The sequence below is a fragment of the Pseudomonas retamae genome (genome assembly GCF_043496865.1).
In the GTDB taxonomy this organism is placed as follows: Bacteria; Pseudomonadota; Gammaproteobacteria; order Pseudomonadales; family Pseudomonadaceae; genus Aquipseudomonas; species Aquipseudomonas retamae.
The window spans coordinates 230,087-249,404 of sequence record NZ_JBIEIL010000009.1 but is presented as its reverse complement, the minus strand read 5'-3'; the positions used below and the strand labels follow the sequence as shown (position 1 = coordinate 249,404).

Genomic DNA, 19,318 nt, shown 5'->3' with positions numbered 1-19,318 from the left:
TGAACGATATGGCAAAGAATCTGATCCTGTGGTTGATCATCGCGGCTGTCCTGGTGACGGTGATGAACAACTTCTCCAGCCCTAACGAGCCGCAGACCCTCAACTATTCCGACTTCATCCAGCAGGTCAAGGATGGCAAGGTCGAGCGCGTCGCCGTTGATGGTTATGTGATTACCGGCAAGCGCACCGATGGCGATAGCTTCAAGACCATTCGTCCGGCAATCCAGGACAATGGCCTGATCGGCGATCTGGTCGACAACCATGTCGTGGTTGAAGGCAAGCAGCCTGAGCAGCAAAGCATCTGGACTCAACTGCTGGTGGCCAGCTTCCCGATCCTGGTGATCATCGCGGTGTTCATGTTCTTCATGCGCCAGATGCAGGGTGGTGCCGGTGGCAAGGGCGGGCCGATGAGCTTCGGCAAGAGCAAGGCCCGCCTGCTTTCCGAAGATCAGGTCAAGACCACACTGGCTGACGTCGCCGGTTGCGACGAGGCCAAGGAAGAAGTCGGCGAGCTGGTCGAGTTCCTGCGTGATCCGGGCAAATTCCAGCGTCTGGGTGGCCGCATTCCTCGCGGTGTGCTGATGGTCGGTCCTCCGGGTACCGGTAAAACCTTGCTGGCCAAGGCGATCGCCGGCGAAGCCAAGGTGCCGTTCTTCACCATTTCCGGTTCTGATTTCGTCGAAATGTTCGTCGGCGTCGGTGCCAGCCGTGTGCGTGACATGTTCGAACAGGCCAAGAAGCACGCTCCGTGCATCATTTTCATCGACGAAATCGACGCTGTCGGTCGCCACCGTGGCGCCGGCATGGGCGGCGGTCACGACGAGCGCGAGCAGACTCTCAACCAGTTGCTGGTAGAGATGGACGGCTTCGAAATGAACGATGGCATCATCGTCATCGCTGCTACCAACCGTCCGGACGTCCTTGACCCGGCACTGCTGCGTCCGGGCCGTTTCGACCGTCAGGTAGTGGTTGGCTTGCCAGACATCCGTGGTCGCGAGCAGATTCTCAAGGTCCACATGCGCAAAGTGCCAATGGGTGACGATGTTGCTCCAGCGGTGATCGCGCGTGGTACTCCAGGCTTCTCCGGTGCCGACTTGGCCAACCTGGTCAACGAAGCGTCCCTGTTCGCTGCACGCAGCGGCAAGCGCATCGTCGAGATGAAAGAGTTCGAACTGGCCAAAGACAAGATCATGATGGGCGCAGAGCGCAAATCGATGGTCATGTCCGAGAAAGAAAAACAGAACACCGCTTATCACGAAGCCGGCCACGCCATTGTTGGTCGGGTAGTGCCTGAGCATGATCCGGTTTACAAGGTCTCGATCATTCCGCGCGGTCGTGCGCTGGGTGTGACCATGTTCCTGCCGGAAGAGGATCGCTACAGCCTGTCAAAGCGTGCGTTGATCAGTCAGATCTGCTCGTTGTACGGCGGTCGTATTGCTGAAGAGATGACCCTTGGCTTCGACGGTGTCACCACTGGTGCCTCCAACGACATCATGCGTGCCAGCCAGATTGCGCGGAATATGGTGACGAAGTGGGGCCTGTCGGAAAAACTCGGTCCGCTGATGTATGCGGAAGAAGAAGGTGAAGTGTTCCTCGGTCGCGGCGGCGGTGGTCAGGCAGCGAGCTTCTCGGGTGAGACAGCCAAGCTGATCGACTCCGAAGTGCGCAGCATCATCGATCACTGCTACGGCACGGCCAAGCAGATCCTGACCGACAATCGTGACAAGCTCGATGCGATGGCCGATGCGCTGATGAAGTACGAAACGATCGACGCTGAGCAGATCGATGACATCATGGCAGGGCGTACACCTCGCGAGCCGCGCGACTGGACGGGTGGCACGGGTACTCCGCCACCGCCGGTAGTCCGCGACGAGCGTCCGGAAACACCGATTGGCGGTCCGGCTGCTGACGTTTAAGGCTTGAAATGACTTCTGTACAGTCCCTGACCCGGTTGCCTTGCGGCAACCGGGTTCTTGATTTGGCCCGGACGCATGTCATGGGCATTCTCAACGTCACACCTGATTCCTTCTCCGACGGTGGCCAATACAGCCAGCTGGACGCTGCATTGCGTCACGCTGAAGCGATGGTGGCTGCCGGCGCGACGCTGATCGATGTCGGTGGCGAATCCACGCGCCCAGGTGCACGAGCGGTGTCACCGCTGGAAGAGCTTGAGCGCGTGGCGCCGATCGTCGAGCTGATCAATCGCGAGCTCGATGTGATCATCTCAGTCGATACCTCGACGCCAGCGGTCATGCGCGAAACCGCGCGACTCGGCGCCGGCCTGATCAATGATGTTCGTTCTTTGCAGCGCGATGGTGCGCTGGATGCGGCGGCGGCTACCGGTTTGCCGGTGTGTCTGATGCACATGCTCGGCGAGCCTGGCAACATGCAGGACAATCCGCAGTATCAGGATGTCACCCGGGAAGTGGGCGAGTTTCTCGCCGAGCGCATGAAACAGTGTGCGGCCGCTGGCATTCCTGCCGAGCGCATCATTCTTGATCCTGGTTTCGGTTTCGCCAAAACCCTGCAGCACAATCTAAGCTTGTTCAAGCACATGGAGGCCCTGCATGCGTTGGGCAGGCCATTGCTTGTGGGTGTTTCGCGAAAGAGCATGATCGGGCAGGCCTTGAATCGCCCCGTGGGCGAGCGTCTCCATGGCGGTCTGGCCCTTGCTGCGCTGGCATCGGTAAAAGGTGCGTGTATATTGCGCGTCCATGATGTGGCGGAAACGGTAGACGTCGTGCGGATGATCGCGGCCGTAGAATCAGCCGAATAAGAATGATGGAGCGCTTTATGAGCAAAAAATACTTTGGTACCGACGGCATTCGTGGCCGGGTCGGCGAATACCCGATTACTCCTGATTTCATGCTCAAGCTCGGCTGGGCCGCCGGCATGGCGTTCCGCAAGATGGGCGCCTGCAAGGTGCTGGTCGGCAAGGACACGCGTATCTCCGGATACATGTTCGAGTCGGCGCTCGAGGCGGGCCTGACATCGGCAGGCGCCGATGTGATGCTGCTCGGCCCGATGCCGACCCCGGCGATTGCCTATCTGTCGCGCACATTCCAGGCCGAGGCCGGAATTGTGATCAGTGCATCGCACAATCCGCACGACGATAACGGCATCAAGTTCTTCTCCGGCAAAGGCACGAAATTGCCAGATGAGCTGGAGCTGATGATCGAAGAATTGCTCGATACGCCGATGACTGTGGTGGAGTCGAGCAAGATCGGCAAGGTGTCGCGAATCAACGATGCCTCTGGCCGCTATATCGAATTCTGCAAAAGCAGTGTGCCAACCGGTACCAGTTTTTCCGGCATGAAGATCGTCATCGATTGCGCCCATGGCGCGACCTATAAAGTTGCACCCAGCGTATTCCGCGAGCTGGGTGCCGAGGTGGTCGTGCTGTCTGCGCAGCCTAACGGGCTCAACATCAACGATAACTGCGGCTCGACCCACATGGGGCCGTTGCAGGCTGCGGTGCTGGCCGAGCACGCTGATCTTGGTATCGCATTCGATGGTGATGGTGATCGCGTTCTGATGGTCGATCACACCGGCGCCATTGTCGATGGTGACGATTTGCTGTTCATCATTGCTCGTGATCTGCATGAGCGCGGCAAGTTGCAGGGCGGCGTGGTTGGCACGCTGATGAGCAATCTGGGTCTTGAGCTGGCGCTTGCCGATCTTTCGATTCCATTTGTTCGAGCCAACGTCGGTGATCGCTATGTGATCGCCGAACTGCTTGAACGCAACTGGCTGGTGGGCGGCGAGAATTCCGGGCATGTCGTGTGCTTCAATCACACCACCACCGGTGATGCGATCATCGCGGCGTTGCAGGTGCTGATGGCGCTGAAGACCCGTAATGAAGGTCTGGCGCAAACCCGTCAGGCGTTGCGCAAGTGTCCTCAGGTCTTGATCAACGTGCGTTTCGGTGGCGGCGAAAGCCCGCTGGAGCACCCGGCTGTCAAAGAGGCCAGTGCGCGGGTGACCCAGGCAATGGCCGGTCGTGGTCGAGTGCTTTTGCGCAAGTCGGGAACAGAGCCTTTGGTGCGCGTAATGGTCGAAGGCGAGGACGAAACTCAGGTTCGCGGCTATGCCGAAGAACTGGCAAAACTGGTAACTGAAGTTTCTGCCTGATTCGGCTTGCCAGCCTTCATTCTCTTGGGTAACATCTGCGCCCACTTTGACCGACGAGGTACAGCATGCGTCGCCCTATGGTAGCTGGTAACTGGAAGATGCACGGTACCCGCGCCAGCGTCGCTGAGCTGATCAACGGCCTTCGTCATCTGGCCTTGCCAAGCGGTGTTGATGTCGCGGTATTCCCGCCTTGCTTGCATATCAATCAAGTGATTGATGGCTTGAAAGGCAAGTCGATTTCGGTCGGCGCGCAGAATTCTGCGGTGGAAGCCATGCAAGGTGCACTGACCGGTGAGATTGCTCCCAGTCAGTTGGTGGATGCAGGTTGTTCCCTGGTGCTTGTCGGGCACTCCGAACGCCGCCAGATAATGGGCGAGCGCGACGGGATGCTGAATCGCAAGTTCGCAGCGGCACAGGCATGTGGCTTGATACCGGTGTTGTGTGTAGGGGAAACCCTCGAGCAGCGCGAAGCCGGTAAGACTCTTGAGGTTGTCGGGCGTCAGCTGGGCAGCATCATCGAGGAGCTGGGTGTCGGTGCCTTTGCCAAGGCAGTCATTGCTTACGAGCCTGTCTGGGCCATTGGTACCGGACTGACTGCAACGCCGCAGCAGGCTCAGGATGTGCATAAAGCCATTCGCGAGCAGCTGGCGGCAGAGAATTCTGAGGTCGCACGAGGTGTGCGGCTTCTATACGGCGGCAGCGTGAAGGCGGCCAATGCGGCCGAACTGTTCGGCATGCCGGATATCGATGGGGGGCTCATTGGTGGGGCTTCCCTGAATGCAGATGAGTTCGGTGCGATCTGTCGCGCCGCGGGAAACTGAGAAAATGCTGGAAACAGTCGTAGTCGTTTTTCATCTGCTGGGTGCATTGGGCGTAGTTGCTCTGGTTTTGCTGCAGCAGGGTAAAGGTGCGGACGCTGGCGCGTCTTTCGGAGCAGGTGCTTCAAATACTGTGTTCGGAAGCCAAGGTTCCTCTACCTTTCTTAGTAAGTTTACTGCTATACTTGCCGCCGGTTTCTTCATAACCAGCCTGGGGTTAGGTTACTTTGCTAAAGAGAAGGCTCATCAGCTGACTCAAGCAGGTTTGCCAGATCCAGCAGTGTTGGAAGTACCTAAGCAACAACAACCGGCTTCTGATGATGTCCCGGTGCTTCAAGAGCAAAAGTCGGCTACTCCAGCGACTGACGTGCCTCCAGCTCAAGAGCAGAAGTAAGAAGAGTTTCAAATGTAGTTTTGCCGAGGTGGTGGAATTGGTAGACACGCAACCTTGAGGTGGTTGTGCCCATAGGGTGTAGGGGTTCGAGTCCCCTTCTCGGTACCAATTAGTCAGGAGAGCCCGCTGTTGCGGGCTTTCTTGCAGGTGGAAGGTTACATTGACCCTATAAGGGATCGGTCGTATACTTCCGCCCCAGCTTTGTCGCGGGGTGGAGCAGTCTGGTAGCTCGTCGGGCTCATAACCCGAAGGTCGTCGGTTCAAATCCGGCCCCCGCAACCAGTTTAAGGAGCCCCTTTTCAGGGGCTTTTTGTTAGCTGGACACTTTCAACGCCGCTGTTCGACGGCGTTTCAAGGATGGGCGTTATGCCCATTTTTTTATTTTGCAAAGCATGCACATATCATGCACTAGGGGGTTCAGGTGTCGAGCAAGCTAGAAGAGTTGCAGGCCTTGCTGGCCCCGGTGGTCGTGGCCCTGGGCTATGAATGCTGGGGTATCGAGTTTTCGGCTCAGGGTCGGCACTCGATGTTGCGCGTTTATATCGATAAAGAGGGCGGCGTGCTGGTGGACGATTGCGCCATTGTCAGCCGTCAGATCAGCGGTGTACTGGATGTCGAAGATCCAATATCCGTTGAATACACCCTTGAAGTTTCCTCGCCAGGCATGGAGCGCCCACTGTTCAATCTTGAGCAGTTCGCCCAGTTCGTTGGTGAACAAGTGAAGATCAAGCTGCGCTCGCCTTTCGAAGGTCGACGCAACTTTCAGGGCCTTCTGCGCGGTGTAGAAGAGCAGGACGTCGTGGTGCAGGTAGATGACCATGAATTCCTGTTGCCGATCGATATGATCGACAAGGCCAACATTATTCCCAGTTTTGACTGAGACGCGGATCCCGCGGATCCAATGGCTTGCGAAAGGCGAGGCGTACGATGAGCAAAGAAGTACTGCTGGTTGTTGAGTCGGTATCCAATGAAAAGGGCGTACCGGCAAGCGTAATTTTTGAAGCGCTGGAGCTGGCTCTGGCCACTGCTACCAAAAAGCGTTTTGAAGACGAAGTTGACCTGCGTGTGGAAATCAACCGCCACACCGGTTCTTACGAGACTTTCCGTCGCTGGACGGTCGTTGAAGAGAATGATCTTGACGATCCGGCCATCGAAACCTGGCCAAGCAAGGTTGCCGAAACGCATCCGGGTGCCAAGGTCGGCGACGTCGTCGAAGAAAAAATCGAATCCATCGAGTTCGGCCGCATCGCTGCACAGACTGCCAAGCAGGTCATCGTGCAGAAAGTTCGCGAAGCCGAGCGCGCTCAAGTGGTTGACGCCTATCGCGAGCGCCTGGGAGAAATCATCTCCGGCACCGTGAAAAAAGTCACCCGCGATAACGTGATCGTCGATCTGGGCAACAACGCTGAAGCGCTGCTGGCCCGCGAAGACATCATTTCTCGCGAAACCTTCCGTGTCGGCGTGCGACTGCGTGCGCTGCTCAAGGAAATCCGCACCGAGAACCGCGGCCCGCAGCTGATCCTGTCGCGTACCGCGCCGGAAATGCTGATCGAGCTGTTCCGCATCGAAGTGCCGGAAATTGCCGAAGGCCTGATCGAAGTCATGGCCGCGTCCCGTGATCCGGGTTCGCGCGCCAAGATCGCCGTTCGCTCCAAGGACAAACGCATCGACCCGCAGGGCGCTTGCATCGGTATGCGCGGTTCGCGCGTCCAGGCAGTGTCGGGCGAGTTGGGCGGCGAGCGTGTTGACATCGTGCTGTGGGACGATAACCCGGCCCAGTTCGTGATCAACGCCATGTCCCCGGCCGAGGTTGCGGCAATTATTGTCGACGAAGATGCCCATGCCATGGACATCGCCGTTGGCGCAGATAACCTGGCTCAGGCCATTGGTCGCGGTGGTCAGAACGTGCGTCTGGCCAGCCAGTTGACTGGCTGGACCCTGAACGTGATGACCGAATCGGACATCCAGGCCAAGCAGCAAGCGGAAACCGGCGACATCCTGCGCAACTTCATCGACGAGCTGGAAGTCGACGAAGAGCTGGCGCAGGTGCTGGTTGACGAAGGCTTCACCAGCCTGGAAGAGATTGCCTACGTACCGGTGGAGGAGATGCTCAACATCGACGGCTTCGACGAGGATATCGTCGACGAGCTTCGCGCTCGTGCCAAGGATCGTTTGTTGACCAAAGCCATCGCTACTGAGGAAAAGCTGGCAGACGCCCATCCGGCCGAAGACCTGCTCTCGCTTGAGGGTATGGACAAGGATTTGGCGATGGAACTGGCGGTGCGCGGCGTAATTACCCGCGAAGACCTGGCCGAGCAGTCTATTGACGACCTGCTCGACATCGACGGCATTGACGATGATCGTGCCGGCAAGTTGATCATGGCCGCCCGAGCCCACTGGTTCGAGTAATTAGGCGCGGCCTGAGGAGAGAAGTGCATGACGCAAGTCACGGTGAAACAACTGGCCGATGAGGTCAAAACACCGGTAGAGCGCCTGTTGCAGCAGATGCGTGAGGCAGGTCTGCCGCACACCGCCGCCGACGAAAATGTGACTGACAGTGAGAAGCAGTCCCTGCTGACTCACTTGAAAAGCAGCCACAAGGCGAAAGTGGAAGAACCACGCAAGATCACGCTGCAGCGTAAAACCACCAGCACCCTGCGGGTGGCTGGTAGCAAGAGCATCAGCGTAGAAGTTCGCAAGAAGAAAGTTTTCGTACAGCGCAGCCCGGAAGAAATCGAAGCCGAGCGCAAGCGTGAACTGGATGAGCGTCGCGCAGTAGAAAATGCTGCCCGTCAGAAGGCTGAAGAAGAAGCCAAGCAGCGCGCCGAAGAAGAAGCGCGTCGCCAGCCTGCTGCTGCGCAAGCCGCTGCCAGCGACGCCGTTGCGGCACCGGCTGCCGTGGCCGAACCTGTGCGTGAAAGCGCGCCGGTGGCTGCTGCTCCTGCGCCGTCTGCTGACGTTCGCAACAAGCAGAACGAACAGCGCCGTCCGGACAAACCGCGTGCCGACGACAACAATCGTCGCAGCGGCGGTGGTGATGGCGAGCGTAAAAACGCTCCGCATCGCGCATCGGTCAAGGAAAAAGCCCCGGCTCCACGCGTGGCACCACGCACTACCGACGAAGAAAGCGATGGCTTCCGTCGCGGCGGTCGCGGCAAGGCCAAGCTGAAGAAGCGCAACGCCCACGGTTTCCAGAGCCCTACCGGCCCTGTCGTGCGTGATGTGCAGATCGGCGAGACCATCACGGTTGGCGACCTCGCCAATCAGATGTCGGTCAAAGCGGCTGAAATCATCAAGTTCATGTTCAAACTGGGTACCCCAGCGACCATCAACCAGGTGCTTGATCAGGAAACTGCTCAACTGGTAGCCGAAGAACTGGGCCACAAAGTGACCCTGGTCAGCGACACCGCCCTGGAAGATTCCCTGGCCGAGTCCCTGAAGTTTGAAGGTGAGTCGTTCTCTCGTGCGCCAGTTGTGACCGTAATGGGCCACGTTGACCACGGTAAAACGTCCCTGCTCGACTACATCCGTCGTGCCAAGGTAGCTGCTGGCGAAGCCGGCGGTATTACCCAGCACATCGGTGCGTACCACGTTGAGACTGATCGCGGCATGGTCACCTTCCTCGACACCCCGGGTCACGCTGCGTTTACCGCAATGCGTGCCCGTGGTGCCAAGGCGACCGACATCGTGATCCTCGTGGTTGCGGCCGACGACGGCGTGATGCCGCAAACCATCGAAGCGGTCCAGCATGCTCAGGCAGCTGGCGTGCCTCTGGTGGTTGCAGTGAACAAGATCGACAAGCCGGGCGCCGATCTCGATCGCATCCGCAGCGAACTGTCGGTTCACGGCGTGACGTCCGAAGATTGGGGTGGCGACACTCCATTCGTTCCAGTGTCGGCAAAAATGGGTACTGGCGTAGACGAGCTGCTTGAAGCCGTTCTGCTGCAGGCCGAAGTTCTCGAACTGAAAGCGACTCCATCGGCTCCTGGCCGTGGTGTGGTGGTTGAATCGCGTCTCGACAAAGGTCGTGGCCCGGTAGCCACCGTGCTGGTTCAGGACGGTACCCTGCGTCAAGGCGACATGGTTCTGGTCGGTTCGAACTACGGCCGTGTGCGTGCCATGCTCGACGAGAACGGCAAGCCGATCAAGGAAGCCGGTCCTTCCATCCCTGTCGAGATCCTCGGCCTGGACGGTACCCCGGACGCTGGCGACGAGATGAGCGTGGTTGCCGACGAGAAGAAAGCCCGTGAAGTGGCTCTGTTCCGTCAAGGCAAGTTCCGCGAAGTCAAACTGGCTCGCGCTCACGCCGGCAAGCTGGAAAACATCTTCGAAAACATGGGTCAGGCCGAGAAGAAGACGCTCAACATCGTCCTCAAATCCGACGTCCGTGGTTCGCTGGAAGCGTTGAACGGTGCCTTGAATGGCCTGGGCAACGACGAAGTTCAAGTGCGCGTAGTGGGCGGCGGCGTCGGTGGTATCACCGAATCCGATGCCAACCTGGCACTGGCTTCCAACGCTGTACTGTTCGGCTTCAACGTGCGTGCCGATGCTGGCGCACGGAAGATCGTCGAGCAGGAAGGTCTGGACATGCGTTACTACAACGTGATCTACGACATCATCGAAGACGTCAAGAAAGCCCTGACCGGCATGCTCGGCAGCGATGTTCGCGAGAACATCCTGGGTGTGGCCGAAGTGCGTGACGTGTTCCGTTCGCCGAAGTTTGGCGCGATCGCCGGTTGCATGGTGATCGAAGGTGTTGTGCACCGTAACCGTCCGATCCGTGTACTGCGTGAAGACATCGTTATCTTCGAAGGCGAGCTGGAATCCCTGCGCCGCTTCAAGGATGACGCTTCCGAAGTACGTGCCGGCATGGAATGCGGTATCGGCGTGAAGAGCTACAACGACGTCAAAGTCGGCGACAAGATCGAAGTCTTCGAGAAGGTCCAGGTTGCTCGCAGCCTCTGACTCGCGCACTTCAAGGGCCACGATGCGCCGTAGCATGCCAATGCACGGCGCAGCGTCCGGACTCTAAACGCAACGCCCGGTCTGGCATTTGTCAGGCCGGGCGTTTGCCGCTTTCAGACCTTGCGGGTTTCACCGCTGGGCAGTAACAGGTAACAAATCATGGCAAAAGAATACAGCCGTACCCAACGTATCGGCGATCAGATGCAGCGCGAGCTGGCCCAACTGATCCGTCGTGAAGTCAAAGACCCGCGTGTGGGTCTGGTCACCATCACCGCAGTGGAAGTCTCCCGTGACGTCGGTCACGCGAAGATCTTCATCACCGTGATGGGCCAGGACAACGCCGAAGACATCGCGCAAAGCATCAAGGTGCTCAATGCCGCCGCAGGCTTCCTGCGCATGCAACTGGCCCGTGAAATGAAGCTGCGCAGCGTGCCGCAATTGCACTTCCACTACGACGAATCCGTCGTGCGTGGCGCGCACTTGTCGGCGCTGATCGAGCGCGCCGTGGCTGAAGACAATCAGCACGTGGCGGCGCCTGCACCTGAAGACACCAAGGAGTAACTCGGTGGCTCAGGTCAAACGTATCCGTCGTAATGTCAGTGGCATCATCCTGCTCGACAAGCCGCTGGGGTTCACCTCCAACGCCGCGTTGCAGAAGGTGCGCTGGCTGCTCAATGCCGAGAAGGCCGGTCATACCGGCAGCCTCGACCCGCTGGCCACCGGCGTGCTGCCGTTGTGCTTTGGCGAGGCGACCAAGTTCTCGCAGTACCTGCTCGATTCCGACAAGGGTTACGAGACCCTGGCGCAGCTGGGCAAGACCACCACCACGGCCGATGCCGAGGGTGAAGTTTTGCAGGAGCGCCCGGTGACCGTTGGTCGCGCCGATGTCGAAGCGGTTCTGCCGAATTTTCGCGGGCAAATCAGTCAGATACCGCCGATGTACTCAGCGCTCAAGCGTGATGGCCAGCCGTTGTACAAGCTGGCCCGTGCAGGCGAAGTAGTGGAGCGCGAACCGCGTTCTGTTACTATTGCGCGCTTGGAATTGCTGGCCTTCGAAGGCGATACTGCGCGTCTTGCGGTGGACTGCAGCAAGGGCACCTATATTCGCACCCTGGTGGAGGATATCGGTGAGCAACTCGGTTGTGGTGCGTACGTCGCAGAATTGCGCCGGACCCAGGCCGGGCCTTTCACCCTCGCGCAGACGGTGACCCTCGAAGAGCTGGAAGCGGTACATGCCGAAGGCGGCAACGAAGCGGTCGATCGCTTCCTGATGCCATCGGACAGCGGCCTGCAGGATTGGCCGTTGCTGCATTTCTCGGAAGCGAGCGCGTTCTATTGGCTCAACGGCCAGCCGGTACGTGCCCCGGATGCTCCGAAGTTCGGCATGGTACGGGTACAGGATCACAATGGTCGCTTCATCGGCATCGGTGAAGTGAGCGAAGACGGGCGCATCGCGCCACGTCGCTTGATTCGGTCGGAATGACCGGAACCGGCCTGTGTCACAGCAGGTCGGCGAGTGTGGCTGTCAACAGGCACGGTCACGACTCATTTATAGATACAGGGATTTGTCCCTGGCCTGTTGAAACTGTTTTTTTGAAACAGTTTCCTGATAAGGAAGGATTGCCTCATGGCTCTCGACGTTCAAGAAAAAGCTCAAATCGTTGCTGACTACCAGCAAGCTGTTGGTGACACTGGTTCGCCAGAAGTGCAGGTTGCACTGCTGACCGCCAACATCAACAAACTGCAAGGTCACTTCAAGGCCAACGGTAAAGATCACCACTCCCGTCGTGGTCTGATCCGCATGGTAAACCAGCGTCGCAAGCTGCTGGACTACCTGAAAGGCAAGGACGTGAGCCGGTACGCCGCTCTGATCGCTCGCCTGGGTCTGCGTCGCTAATCAGCGATTGCGCTATGAGGTTGGTTGTCTGCCAGACGTCAGCGGTTCGCCGCTGGCGCCTTGCAGGCTCCCAGCCTCAAGTTTTATCTGCACCATGGCTTTACCTGTAGCACCCGGACAATACATATCGGGCCGATTCCCGAGATTGCCCAAGAATTCGCAAGAAACCGTTTCCCCCAAGAGCCACAAAGAAGGTAGGACACCGTGAACCCGGTAATCAAAAAATTCCAGTTCGGTCAGTCGACCGTTACCCTCGAGACTGGCCGTATTGCCCGTCAGGCCTCCGGCGCAGTGCTGGTCACCGTTGACGACGACGTCAGCGTATTGGTGACCGTTGTCGGTGCCAAGCAAGCCGATCCGGGCAAGGGCTTTTTCCCTCTGTCCGTTCACTACCAGGAAAAGACTTACGCTGCCGGTAAGATCCCTGGCGGTTTCTTCAAGCGTGAAGGCCGTCCTTCCGAGAAAGAAACCCTGACTTCCCGACTGATCGACCGTCCGATCCGTCCGCTGTTTCCTGAAGGCTTCATGAACGAAGTGCAGGTTGTCTGCACCGTCGTTTCCACCAGCAAGAAGACCGATCCGGACATCGCTGCGATGATCGGTACCTCGGCTGCCCTGGCTATCTCGGGTATCCCGTTCGACGGCCCGATCGGCGCCGCGCGTGTAGCTTTCCACGAAAGCACCGGCTACCTGCTGAACCCGACTTACGAGCAGCAAGCCGCTTCGAGCCTGGACATGGTCGTTGCCGGTACTTCCGACGCCGTGCTGATGGTTGAATCGGAAGCCAAAGAGCTGACCGAAGACCAGATGCTGGGCGCGGTACTGTTTGCCCACGACGAGTTCCAGGTCGTGATCAACGCCGTTAAAGAATTGGCCGCTGAAGCTGCCAAGCCAACCTGGAACTGGGCACCACAACCAGAAGCCACCGAACTGCTGGGCGCTATCCGTGCCGAGTTCGGCGACGCGATCTCCCAGGCTTACACCATCACCATCAAGGCCGACCGTTACGCTCGCCTGGGCGAGCTGAAGGATCAGGTAGTTGCCAAGCTGTCCGGCGAAGAAGGCCAGCCTTCCGCTGCTGAAGTCAAAGCTGCTTTCGGCGAAATCGAATACCGCACCGTTCGCGAAAACATCGTCAACGGCAAGCCACGTATCGACGGCCGCGACACCCGCACCGTACGTCCGCTGAACATCGAAGTCGGCGTTCTGCCGAAGACTCACGGTTCGGCACTGTTTACCCGTGGCGAAACCCAGGCGCTGGTTGTTGCAACACTGGGCACCGCCCGTGACGCGCAACTGCTGGACACCCTGGAAGGCGAGAAAAAAGACCCGTTCATGCTGCACTACAACTTCCCGCCGTTCTCGGTAGGCGAGTGTGGTCGCATGGGTGGTGCCGGTCGTCGCGAAATCGGCCACGGCCGTCTGGCCCGTCGTTCGGTTTCGGCCATGCTGCCAGCCGCTGACGTGTTCCCGTACACCATCCGTGTGGTGTCGGAAATCACCGAATCCAACGGTTCGAGCTCGATGGCTTCCGTCTGCGGCGCTTCCCTGGCCCTGATGGACGCTGGTGTGCCGATGAAGGCACCGGTTGCCGGTATCGCCATGGGTCTGGTTAAAGAAGGCGAGAAGTTCGCCGTTCTGACCGACATCCTCGGTGACGAAGACCACCTCGGCGACATGGATTTCAAGGTAGCCGGTACCGCCAAAGGCGTGACCGCGCTGCAGATGGACATCAAGATCAAGGGCATCACCGAAGAGATCATGGAGATCGCTCTGGGCCAGGCCCTGGAAGCGCGCCTGAACATCCTCGGTCAGATGAACCAGATCATTGGTCAGTCGCGTACCGAACTGTCGGCCAACGCACCGACCATGATCGCGATGAAGATCGACACCGACAAGATCCGTGACGTCATCGGTAAAGGTGGCGCGACCATCCGTGCGATCTGCGAAGAAACCAAGGCTTCGATCGACATCGAAGACGACGGTTCGATCAAGATCTTCGGCGAAACCAAGGAAGCTGCAGAAGCTGCTCGTCAGCGCGTTCTGGGTATCACCGCCGAAGCCGAGATCGGCAAGATCTACGTCGGCAAGGTTGAGCGCATCGTCGACTTCGGCGCGTTCGTCAACATTCTGCCGGGCAAGGACGGTCTGGTGCACATCTCGATGCTGAGCGACGCTCGCGTAGAGAAAGTCACCGACATTCTGAAAGAAGGCCAGGAAGTGGAAGTGCTGGTACTGGACGTGGACAACCGCGGCCGTATCAAGCTGTCCATCAAAGACGTGGCAGCTGCCAAGGCTTCGGGCGTTTAATCACCCCCTGCCTGTAGCGCAATGAAAATGCCCCGCCGTGCAAACGGCGGGGCATTTTTTTGTCCGCGAAACACCCGGACATTCTGCGAAGTTGCCGGACCACAACAGCGGTGCTAGTTTTAGCCCACCGCCCGTGTAGCTCAGCCGGTAGAGCAGCGCACTCGTAACGCGAAGGTCGCAGGTTCGATTCCTGTCTCGGGCACCATCCCTCGCTTATTTCACCTTGCGGCTCAGATCCTCGACGGTACGTTTGAGCTGATCCATGTCCCGATCCTGGTCGTTGACCTTCTGCTTCAAATTCGAAATCTCGCTGCTGTTCGAGTTGGAGCTGGAGCCGCTGTTGCGCTTGAGTTCTTCAACCTGACGGCCAAGGGACTCAAGTACACGGTCCTGTTCCTTCACTTTGCTTTTCAGTTCGTCGATCTCCCTGCTGCTGGAGCTTGAGCTGGAACCACCGCTGCGTTTGAGCTCTTCGATCTGGCGCGATTGATCATTGAGCGTATCGCGCATCTTTTGCAGCTCATCGATGCTGATATCGCTTTTGATCACGACGGTCTTGCCATAATCGTTGTGGATCAGTGAAACCTTGTCGCCATAGGACGGACTGCTGGAACTCAGCTCAACGGCCATGGCGCTGGCCGGCAGGGCCAGGGCAGCAATCAAAGTGGTAGTGGAGACAACAGCGGAAATTTTCGAGAAGCTGCGCATCACTGGTTTTCCTTGTGAACAGCGTAAGTGAGTGCCGATGTGGCACATCGCTATGACTTGAAATCGGCATTTATGTTCCGCAAGTCAGCTTTTTGTGCGAGAGATGTAAAGAGCCGTGTAATTCGTCATGCAAACGTCCTATATTCGGTGCCTGCATGAGCATCGCTTAGCAGTTTTCAGATGATCCCGAATGGTTCCGAAGGCCGGCCAGTCCGCGTCAGAGAGATCCTTGATGATCCAGATCCATCCCTCCATTCCCAGATCAACGAGAACGCCATGACTGAATTAACTCAAGAGCAGCGTCACGAACAAGCGCTGGAAAAATATCTTCAGGACGTGCCCGATCTGAAGGAAGAGATCAAGGACTTGAGTCCCGATGATCAGAAAGACCAGATTCAGTGGGCCTTTGAAGACGAAGCCGAGGCGCAGGGTTTGCAGCCGTGGGAGTTGACGCTCAAGTACACCAGCTCGCCGGAGGAGTTCGAGGCCCAACGCCTAGTGCTACACAAAGAGGCGGCTGAAGTATTGGGTGTCGAATGGGATGAGTACTGCGAGATGAACAATCTCGTCGTATAACCGCAGCTACTAGCTACTAGCTACTAGCTACTAGCTTCAAGCTGCAGGCGGCAAGTCAAAGCAGATGCGCTTTGGCTTGCGGCTTGTAGCTTGAAACCTGCAGCTGCTGTTAAAGGCTGAGGCGCATCGACAGGTCCACCGCTTTCACATCCTTGGTCATTGCACCAATGGAGATGTAATCCACCCCGGTTTCGGCGATCGGCAGCAGCGTACTCTCGTTGATGCCGCCGCTGGCTTCCAGCTTGGCCTTGCCGCCGTTCAGGCGCACGGCTTCGCGCATGTCGTCCAGGCTCAGCTCATCGAGCATGATGATGTCGGCGCCAGCGTCCAGTGCTTCTTTCAATTCCTGCAGACTTTCCACTTCGATCTCGACCGGTTTGCCCGGGGCGATCTTGTGTGCAGCGGCGACGGCTTCGGTGATGCCACCGCTGGCAGCGATGTGGTTTTCCTTGATCAGAAAGGCGTCGTACAGACCGATGCGGTGGTTGTGGCAGCCGCCACAGGTCACGGCGTATTTCTGCGCCAGACGCAGGCCCGGCAAAGTCTTGCGCGTGTCGAGCAGCTTGACCTCGGTTTGCCCGACGAAATCGGCCAGGTACTGCGCGCGCGTCGCCACGCCGGAAAGCAACTGGAGAAAATTCAGCGCGCTGCGTTCACCGGTCAGCAGCGAACGCGCCGGGCCTTCCAGATGGAACAGCGGCTGATTGGGTTTGACCCGCTCGCCATCGATCACTTGCCAATGCACCGCAACGCGCGGATCAAGCTGACGGAACACCGCATCGACCCACGCCGTTCCGCAGATGACGGCATCGTCACGGGTGATGATGGTGGCTTTGGCCAGACGTTCGGCCGGAATCAGTTGCGCGGTGATGTCGCCGCTGCCGACGTCTTCAAGCAACGCACGGCGCACGTTGGCTTCGATTTCGGCGGTCAGATCGGCGAGACGTAGATTCGGCATAACGGGCTCCACAAACAAAGTGGCCCGATTATAGGGGCAGGGCGCGAGCCAACCCAAGGTGAGAACAGACGTGCCAGCCTGCAGCCGGTCGATTTTCTTTGAGCAAACCGGCGATAGCGTGGTCATTGAAGGGGCGTTGCTAGGGGAAACCCTGACGGCTATGGCGCGTGTGACACGTTATGAAAGATAATCCGCCTTGCATTTGACGTCATAGCATTGACGTGCTGATCGAGCCTGTGGGAGCGAGCCTGCTCGCTAATGCACTTTTTCCGTGACATTGATGCGGCTGACACACCGCTATCGCGAGCAGGCTCGCTCCCACAGGGGATCGAGGGTTGCTTGATCGAACGAATCACCGTTTCAGGAGGCTTGGATGCACAGCGACGGAAAAGTAGTGCCTTTGCACAAGGTTGCTATCGATCAGGCGAATCACTCGCCGCTCGCCCGCCTGCCGGTAATTCTGCTTCAGGTCCGCGACAAGGCCGCGCAGCAACTGCGCCACGGTTTGCAGGAACTGTTCGATAACGCCGATGACACCTTGTTCGAAATGGCCGACCGGGCGCGCAACGATGTCGAGCAGAACATCTTTTTCGAAGCGATGCGTGACCTGCGCCTCAAGCGCAAACACATCGAACGCGGCTTTCTCGAGCAGTTTTTCGAAGCCTTCGTCGGCCTGACCCAATACGACCCCACTCACAATGCTCTGCCGCGCACGCTGCTGTTCGACGAGGCGGCGCCGCGCACCGACGACATGGAGCGCAGCGTGGCCATTGAAACCATGGTCCGTCGCGTGCTCAAGCGTGACGGCTTTGCCCTCGATCAGTTGACGGCGCGGCTCAACGCGTTGCTCGGCAAGACCCTCGACGACCAGCACAACCCCCTCGGCCCGGCGCTGCTCTGCGAATTTTTCCTGCAGGCCGGACGTAATCTGGGCGTGGAGATCAAGGTCAAGCTGATACTGCTCAAGCTGTTCGAGCGCTATGTCCTGGCCGACACCGAGCAACTGTACGCCGAAGCCAATCAACTGCTGCTCGCCACCGGCGTGCTGCCGGAACTGAAACCCGCGCCGGCGCGGCGTGCGCTGGATCGTGCGACCGCCCATGTCGAGCGCGACGAGCATGAAGAGTCGCCGCCCGCCGATGACGATGTGCAGCAAGTCTTCGCTGCGTTGCAGCAGTTGCTCGTGCAGGTGCGTGGCACGGTCGCGCCAACTCTGGAGCCGAGTGCTGCGGCGCAACCGATCTCTACCCGCGACTTGCTGCGTCTGCTCTCGCATTTGCAGCACTACGTGCCGGCGCTGGCAACTCAGGATGATTTCGATCTGCGCAATCAGCTCGAACAATTGCTGACCCGGGTCAGTGTCAGGAGCGGTAAATCGCGGATCGTCGGCGATGCGGACGAAGACGTGATCAACCTCATCGCCATGGTTTTCGACTGCATTCTCGAAGACCGCAATGTGCCGGATTCGCTCAAGGCACTGATCGCCCGTTTGCAGATTCCGATGCTCAAGGTAGCGGTGCTCGACAAGAGTTTCTTCAGCCGCGGCACGCACCCGGCGCGGCGCCTGCTCAACGAAATCGCCGAAGCGGCGATGGGCTGGGGCGACTTCGACGGCGAGGCGCGCGACAGCCTTTATCTGCGCATCGAACAAGTGGTGCAACGCTTGCTCACCGATTTCGTCGATGACCCGGCGATTTTTTCCGAGCTGCTGGCTGACTTTCTCGCGTTCACCAGCGACGAACGCCGCCGCAGCGAACTGCTGGAACAGCGTTTGCGCGATGCCGAAGAAGGCCGGGCCCGAACCGAGCTGGCGCGGCGCCGGGTCGAACAGGTTTTGAATCAGGCGTTGCTGGGCAAAACCCTGCCGCCATCGGTGGTCACGTTTGTCGAGAACGCCTGGAGCAAAGTCCTGCTGCTGACCTGCCTGAAACATGGCGATCAGTCCGCCGAATGGCAGGCCGACGTGCAGACCATGGAACAACTGATCTGGAGCGTGCAGCGCCACGAAGACGCCGAATCCAGCCTGCGCCTGCTGGCGCTGGTGCCAGGGTTGCTCAAGTCGTTGCGTGATGGCTTGAACAGCTCAGCATTCGATCCGTTTGCCACCAGTGAGTTTTTCAGTGAGCTCGAAGCGCTGCACGTCAGCGTGCTGGAGCGTTCCGCCGAATCCGATCGGGCCGCGCCGATGATCGAAGTCTCACAAAAGATTGTGCTGCCCGCTGCCGACGAGGGCGACAGCACGTTGCCAACGGTGCGCCTGCCCCATGATGACCCCGGGCTGCGCCAGGTCGAGCAATTGCGCGTGGGCAGTTGGGTGGTATTTACCGAAGACGACGAGCACACGCTGCGCTGCAAACTCGCGGCAATCATCGACGCCACTGGCAAATATGTCTTCGTCGATCGCACCGGAATGAAAGTGCTTGAGCGTAGCAAGACCGCGCTGGCCCTGGAGTTGCGTCGCGGTGTTGCACGTGCGCTGGACAATACTTTGCTGTTTGACCGTGCGCTGGAGTCGGTGCTGGGCAATCTGCGTCGACTCAATCGCGGCAAGTGATCGCGCG

The 19,318-nt window shown here is 58.7% G+C and carries 16 protein-coding genes and 3 tRNA genes; 17 read left to right on the top strand and 2 right to left on the bottom strand.

Translation table 11 applies throughout. The features are described from left to right. Positions 1-8: 8 nt before the first annotated feature. The 15 genes from ftsH (at position 9) to ACGSLL_RS19065 (ending at position 14,720) form a co-directional block, all read left to right on the top strand. Positions 9-1,916 (top strand): ATP-dependent zinc metalloprotease FtsH, encoded by a 1,908-nt coding sequence (ftsH, locus tag ACGSLL_RS19135; protein ID WP_090281707.1) that lies wholly within the window; start codon positions 9-11, stop codon positions 1,914-1,916. 8 nt (positions 1,917-1,924) lie between these two features. Then, positions 1,925-2,776, top strand: a complete 852-nt coding sequence (gene folP, locus ACGSLL_RS19130) for a dihydropteroate synthase (protein WP_208938787.1) — start codon at positions 1,925-1,927, stop codon at positions 2,774-2,776. Between the two features lie 17 nt (positions 2,777-2,793). Next, on the top strand, positions 2,794-4,131 hold the full coding sequence (gene glmM / locus ACGSLL_RS19125; RefSeq protein ID WP_208938786.1) for a phosphoglucosamine mutase: 1,338 nt from the start codon (positions 2,794-2,796) through the stop codon (positions 4,129-4,131). A gap of 65 nt (positions 4,132-4,196) precedes the next feature. Then, positions 4,197-4,952, top strand: a complete 756-nt coding sequence (tpiA, locus tag ACGSLL_RS19120; protein WP_090281710.1) for a triose-phosphate isomerase — start codon at positions 4,197-4,199, stop codon at positions 4,950-4,952. 4 nt (positions 4,953-4,956) lie between these two features. Beyond that, positions 4,957-5,343 (top strand): preprotein translocase subunit SecG, encoded by a 387-nt coding sequence (gene secG, locus ACGSLL_RS19115; RefSeq protein ID WP_027610782.1) that lies wholly within the window; start codon positions 4,957-4,959, stop codon positions 5,341-5,343. Positions 5,344-5,365: 22 nt separating this feature from the next. Continuing rightward, a tRNA-Leu gene (locus tag ACGSLL_RS19110) sits at positions 5,366-5,451 on the top strand. A gap of 97 nt (positions 5,452-5,548) precedes the next feature. Beyond that, positions 5,549-5,625 (top strand) — tRNA-Met (locus tag ACGSLL_RS19105). A gap of 139 nt (positions 5,626-5,764) precedes the next feature. Next, complete coding sequence (gene rimP, locus ACGSLL_RS19100; RefSeq protein ID WP_394507530.1) at positions 5,765-6,223, top strand: ribosome maturation factor RimP; 459 nt, start codon at positions 5,765-5,767, stop codon at positions 6,221-6,223. Positions 6,224-6,270: 47 nt separating this feature from the next. Beyond that, on the top strand, positions 6,271-7,752 hold the full coding sequence (nusA, locus tag ACGSLL_RS19095; protein WP_208938784.1) for a transcription termination factor NusA: 1,482 nt from the start codon (positions 6,271-6,273) through the stop codon (positions 7,750-7,752). Between the two features lie 27 nt (positions 7,753-7,779). Further along, the gene (infB, locus tag ACGSLL_RS19090; RefSeq protein WP_090281712.1) at positions 7,780-10,308 is read left to right on the top strand and encodes a translation initiation factor IF-2; all 2,529 of its coding nucleotides are present in this window, start codon (positions 7,780-7,782) and stop codon (positions 10,306-10,308) included. A gap of 159 nt (positions 10,309-10,467) precedes the next feature. Then, positions 10,468-10,869: a 30S ribosome-binding factor RbfA gene (gene rbfA / locus ACGSLL_RS19085; RefSeq protein ID WP_016771753.1), complete on the top strand. Its 402-nt coding sequence runs from the start codon at positions 10,468-10,470 to the stop codon at positions 10,867-10,869. Positions 10,870-10,873: 4 nt separating this feature from the next. After that, complete coding sequence (gene truB, locus ACGSLL_RS19080) at positions 10,874-11,791, top strand: tRNA pseudouridine(55) synthase TruB (protein ID WP_203420702.1); 918 nt, start codon at positions 10,874-10,876, stop codon at positions 11,789-11,791. A gap of 144 nt (positions 11,792-11,935) precedes the next feature. Further along, positions 11,936-12,205: a 30S ribosomal protein S15 gene (gene rpsO, locus ACGSLL_RS19075; RefSeq protein ID WP_016771751.1), complete on the top strand. Its 270-nt coding sequence runs from the start codon at positions 11,936-11,938 to the stop codon at positions 12,203-12,205. A 204-nt stretch (positions 12,206-12,409) separates the two neighbouring features. Further along, positions 12,410-14,515: a polyribonucleotide nucleotidyltransferase gene (pnp, locus tag ACGSLL_RS19070; protein ID WP_206415518.1), complete on the top strand. Its 2,106-nt coding sequence runs from the start codon at positions 12,410-12,412 to the stop codon at positions 14,513-14,515. 129 nt (positions 14,516-14,644) lie between these two features. After that, positions 14,645-14,720, top strand: a tRNA-Thr gene (locus tag ACGSLL_RS19065). A gap of 8 nt (positions 14,721-14,728) precedes the next feature. Here the strand turns inward: ACGSLL_RS19065 and ACGSLL_RS19060 are convergent. After that, complete coding sequence (locus tag ACGSLL_RS19060; RefSeq protein WP_394507529.1) at positions 14,729-15,223, bottom strand: hypothetical protein; 495 nt, start codon at positions 15,221-15,223, stop codon at positions 14,729-14,731. A gap of 276 nt (positions 15,224-15,499) precedes the next feature. Between ACGSLL_RS19060 and ACGSLL_RS19055 the strand changes: the two genes are divergently transcribed. Then, positions 15,500-15,799, top strand: a complete 300-nt coding sequence (locus ACGSLL_RS19055) for a DUF6388 family protein (RefSeq protein WP_394507528.1) — start codon at positions 15,500-15,502, stop codon at positions 15,797-15,799. A gap of 109 nt (positions 15,800-15,908) precedes the next feature. Here ACGSLL_RS19055 and nadC read toward each other — a convergent pair whose 3' ends face one another. Then, positions 15,909-16,757, bottom strand: coding sequence for a carboxylating nicotinate-nucleotide diphosphorylase (gene nadC, locus ACGSLL_RS19050; RefSeq protein WP_093104768.1), 849 nt, complete (start codon positions 16,755-16,757; stop codon positions 15,909-15,911). 373 nt (positions 16,758-17,130) lie between these two features. Between nadC and ACGSLL_RS19045 the strand changes: the two genes are divergently transcribed. Next, positions 17,131-19,311, top strand: coding sequence for a DUF1631 domain-containing protein (locus ACGSLL_RS19045; RefSeq protein WP_394507527.1), 2,181 nt, complete (start codon positions 17,131-17,133; stop codon positions 19,309-19,311). Positions 19,312-19,318 lie beyond the last annotated feature (7 nt).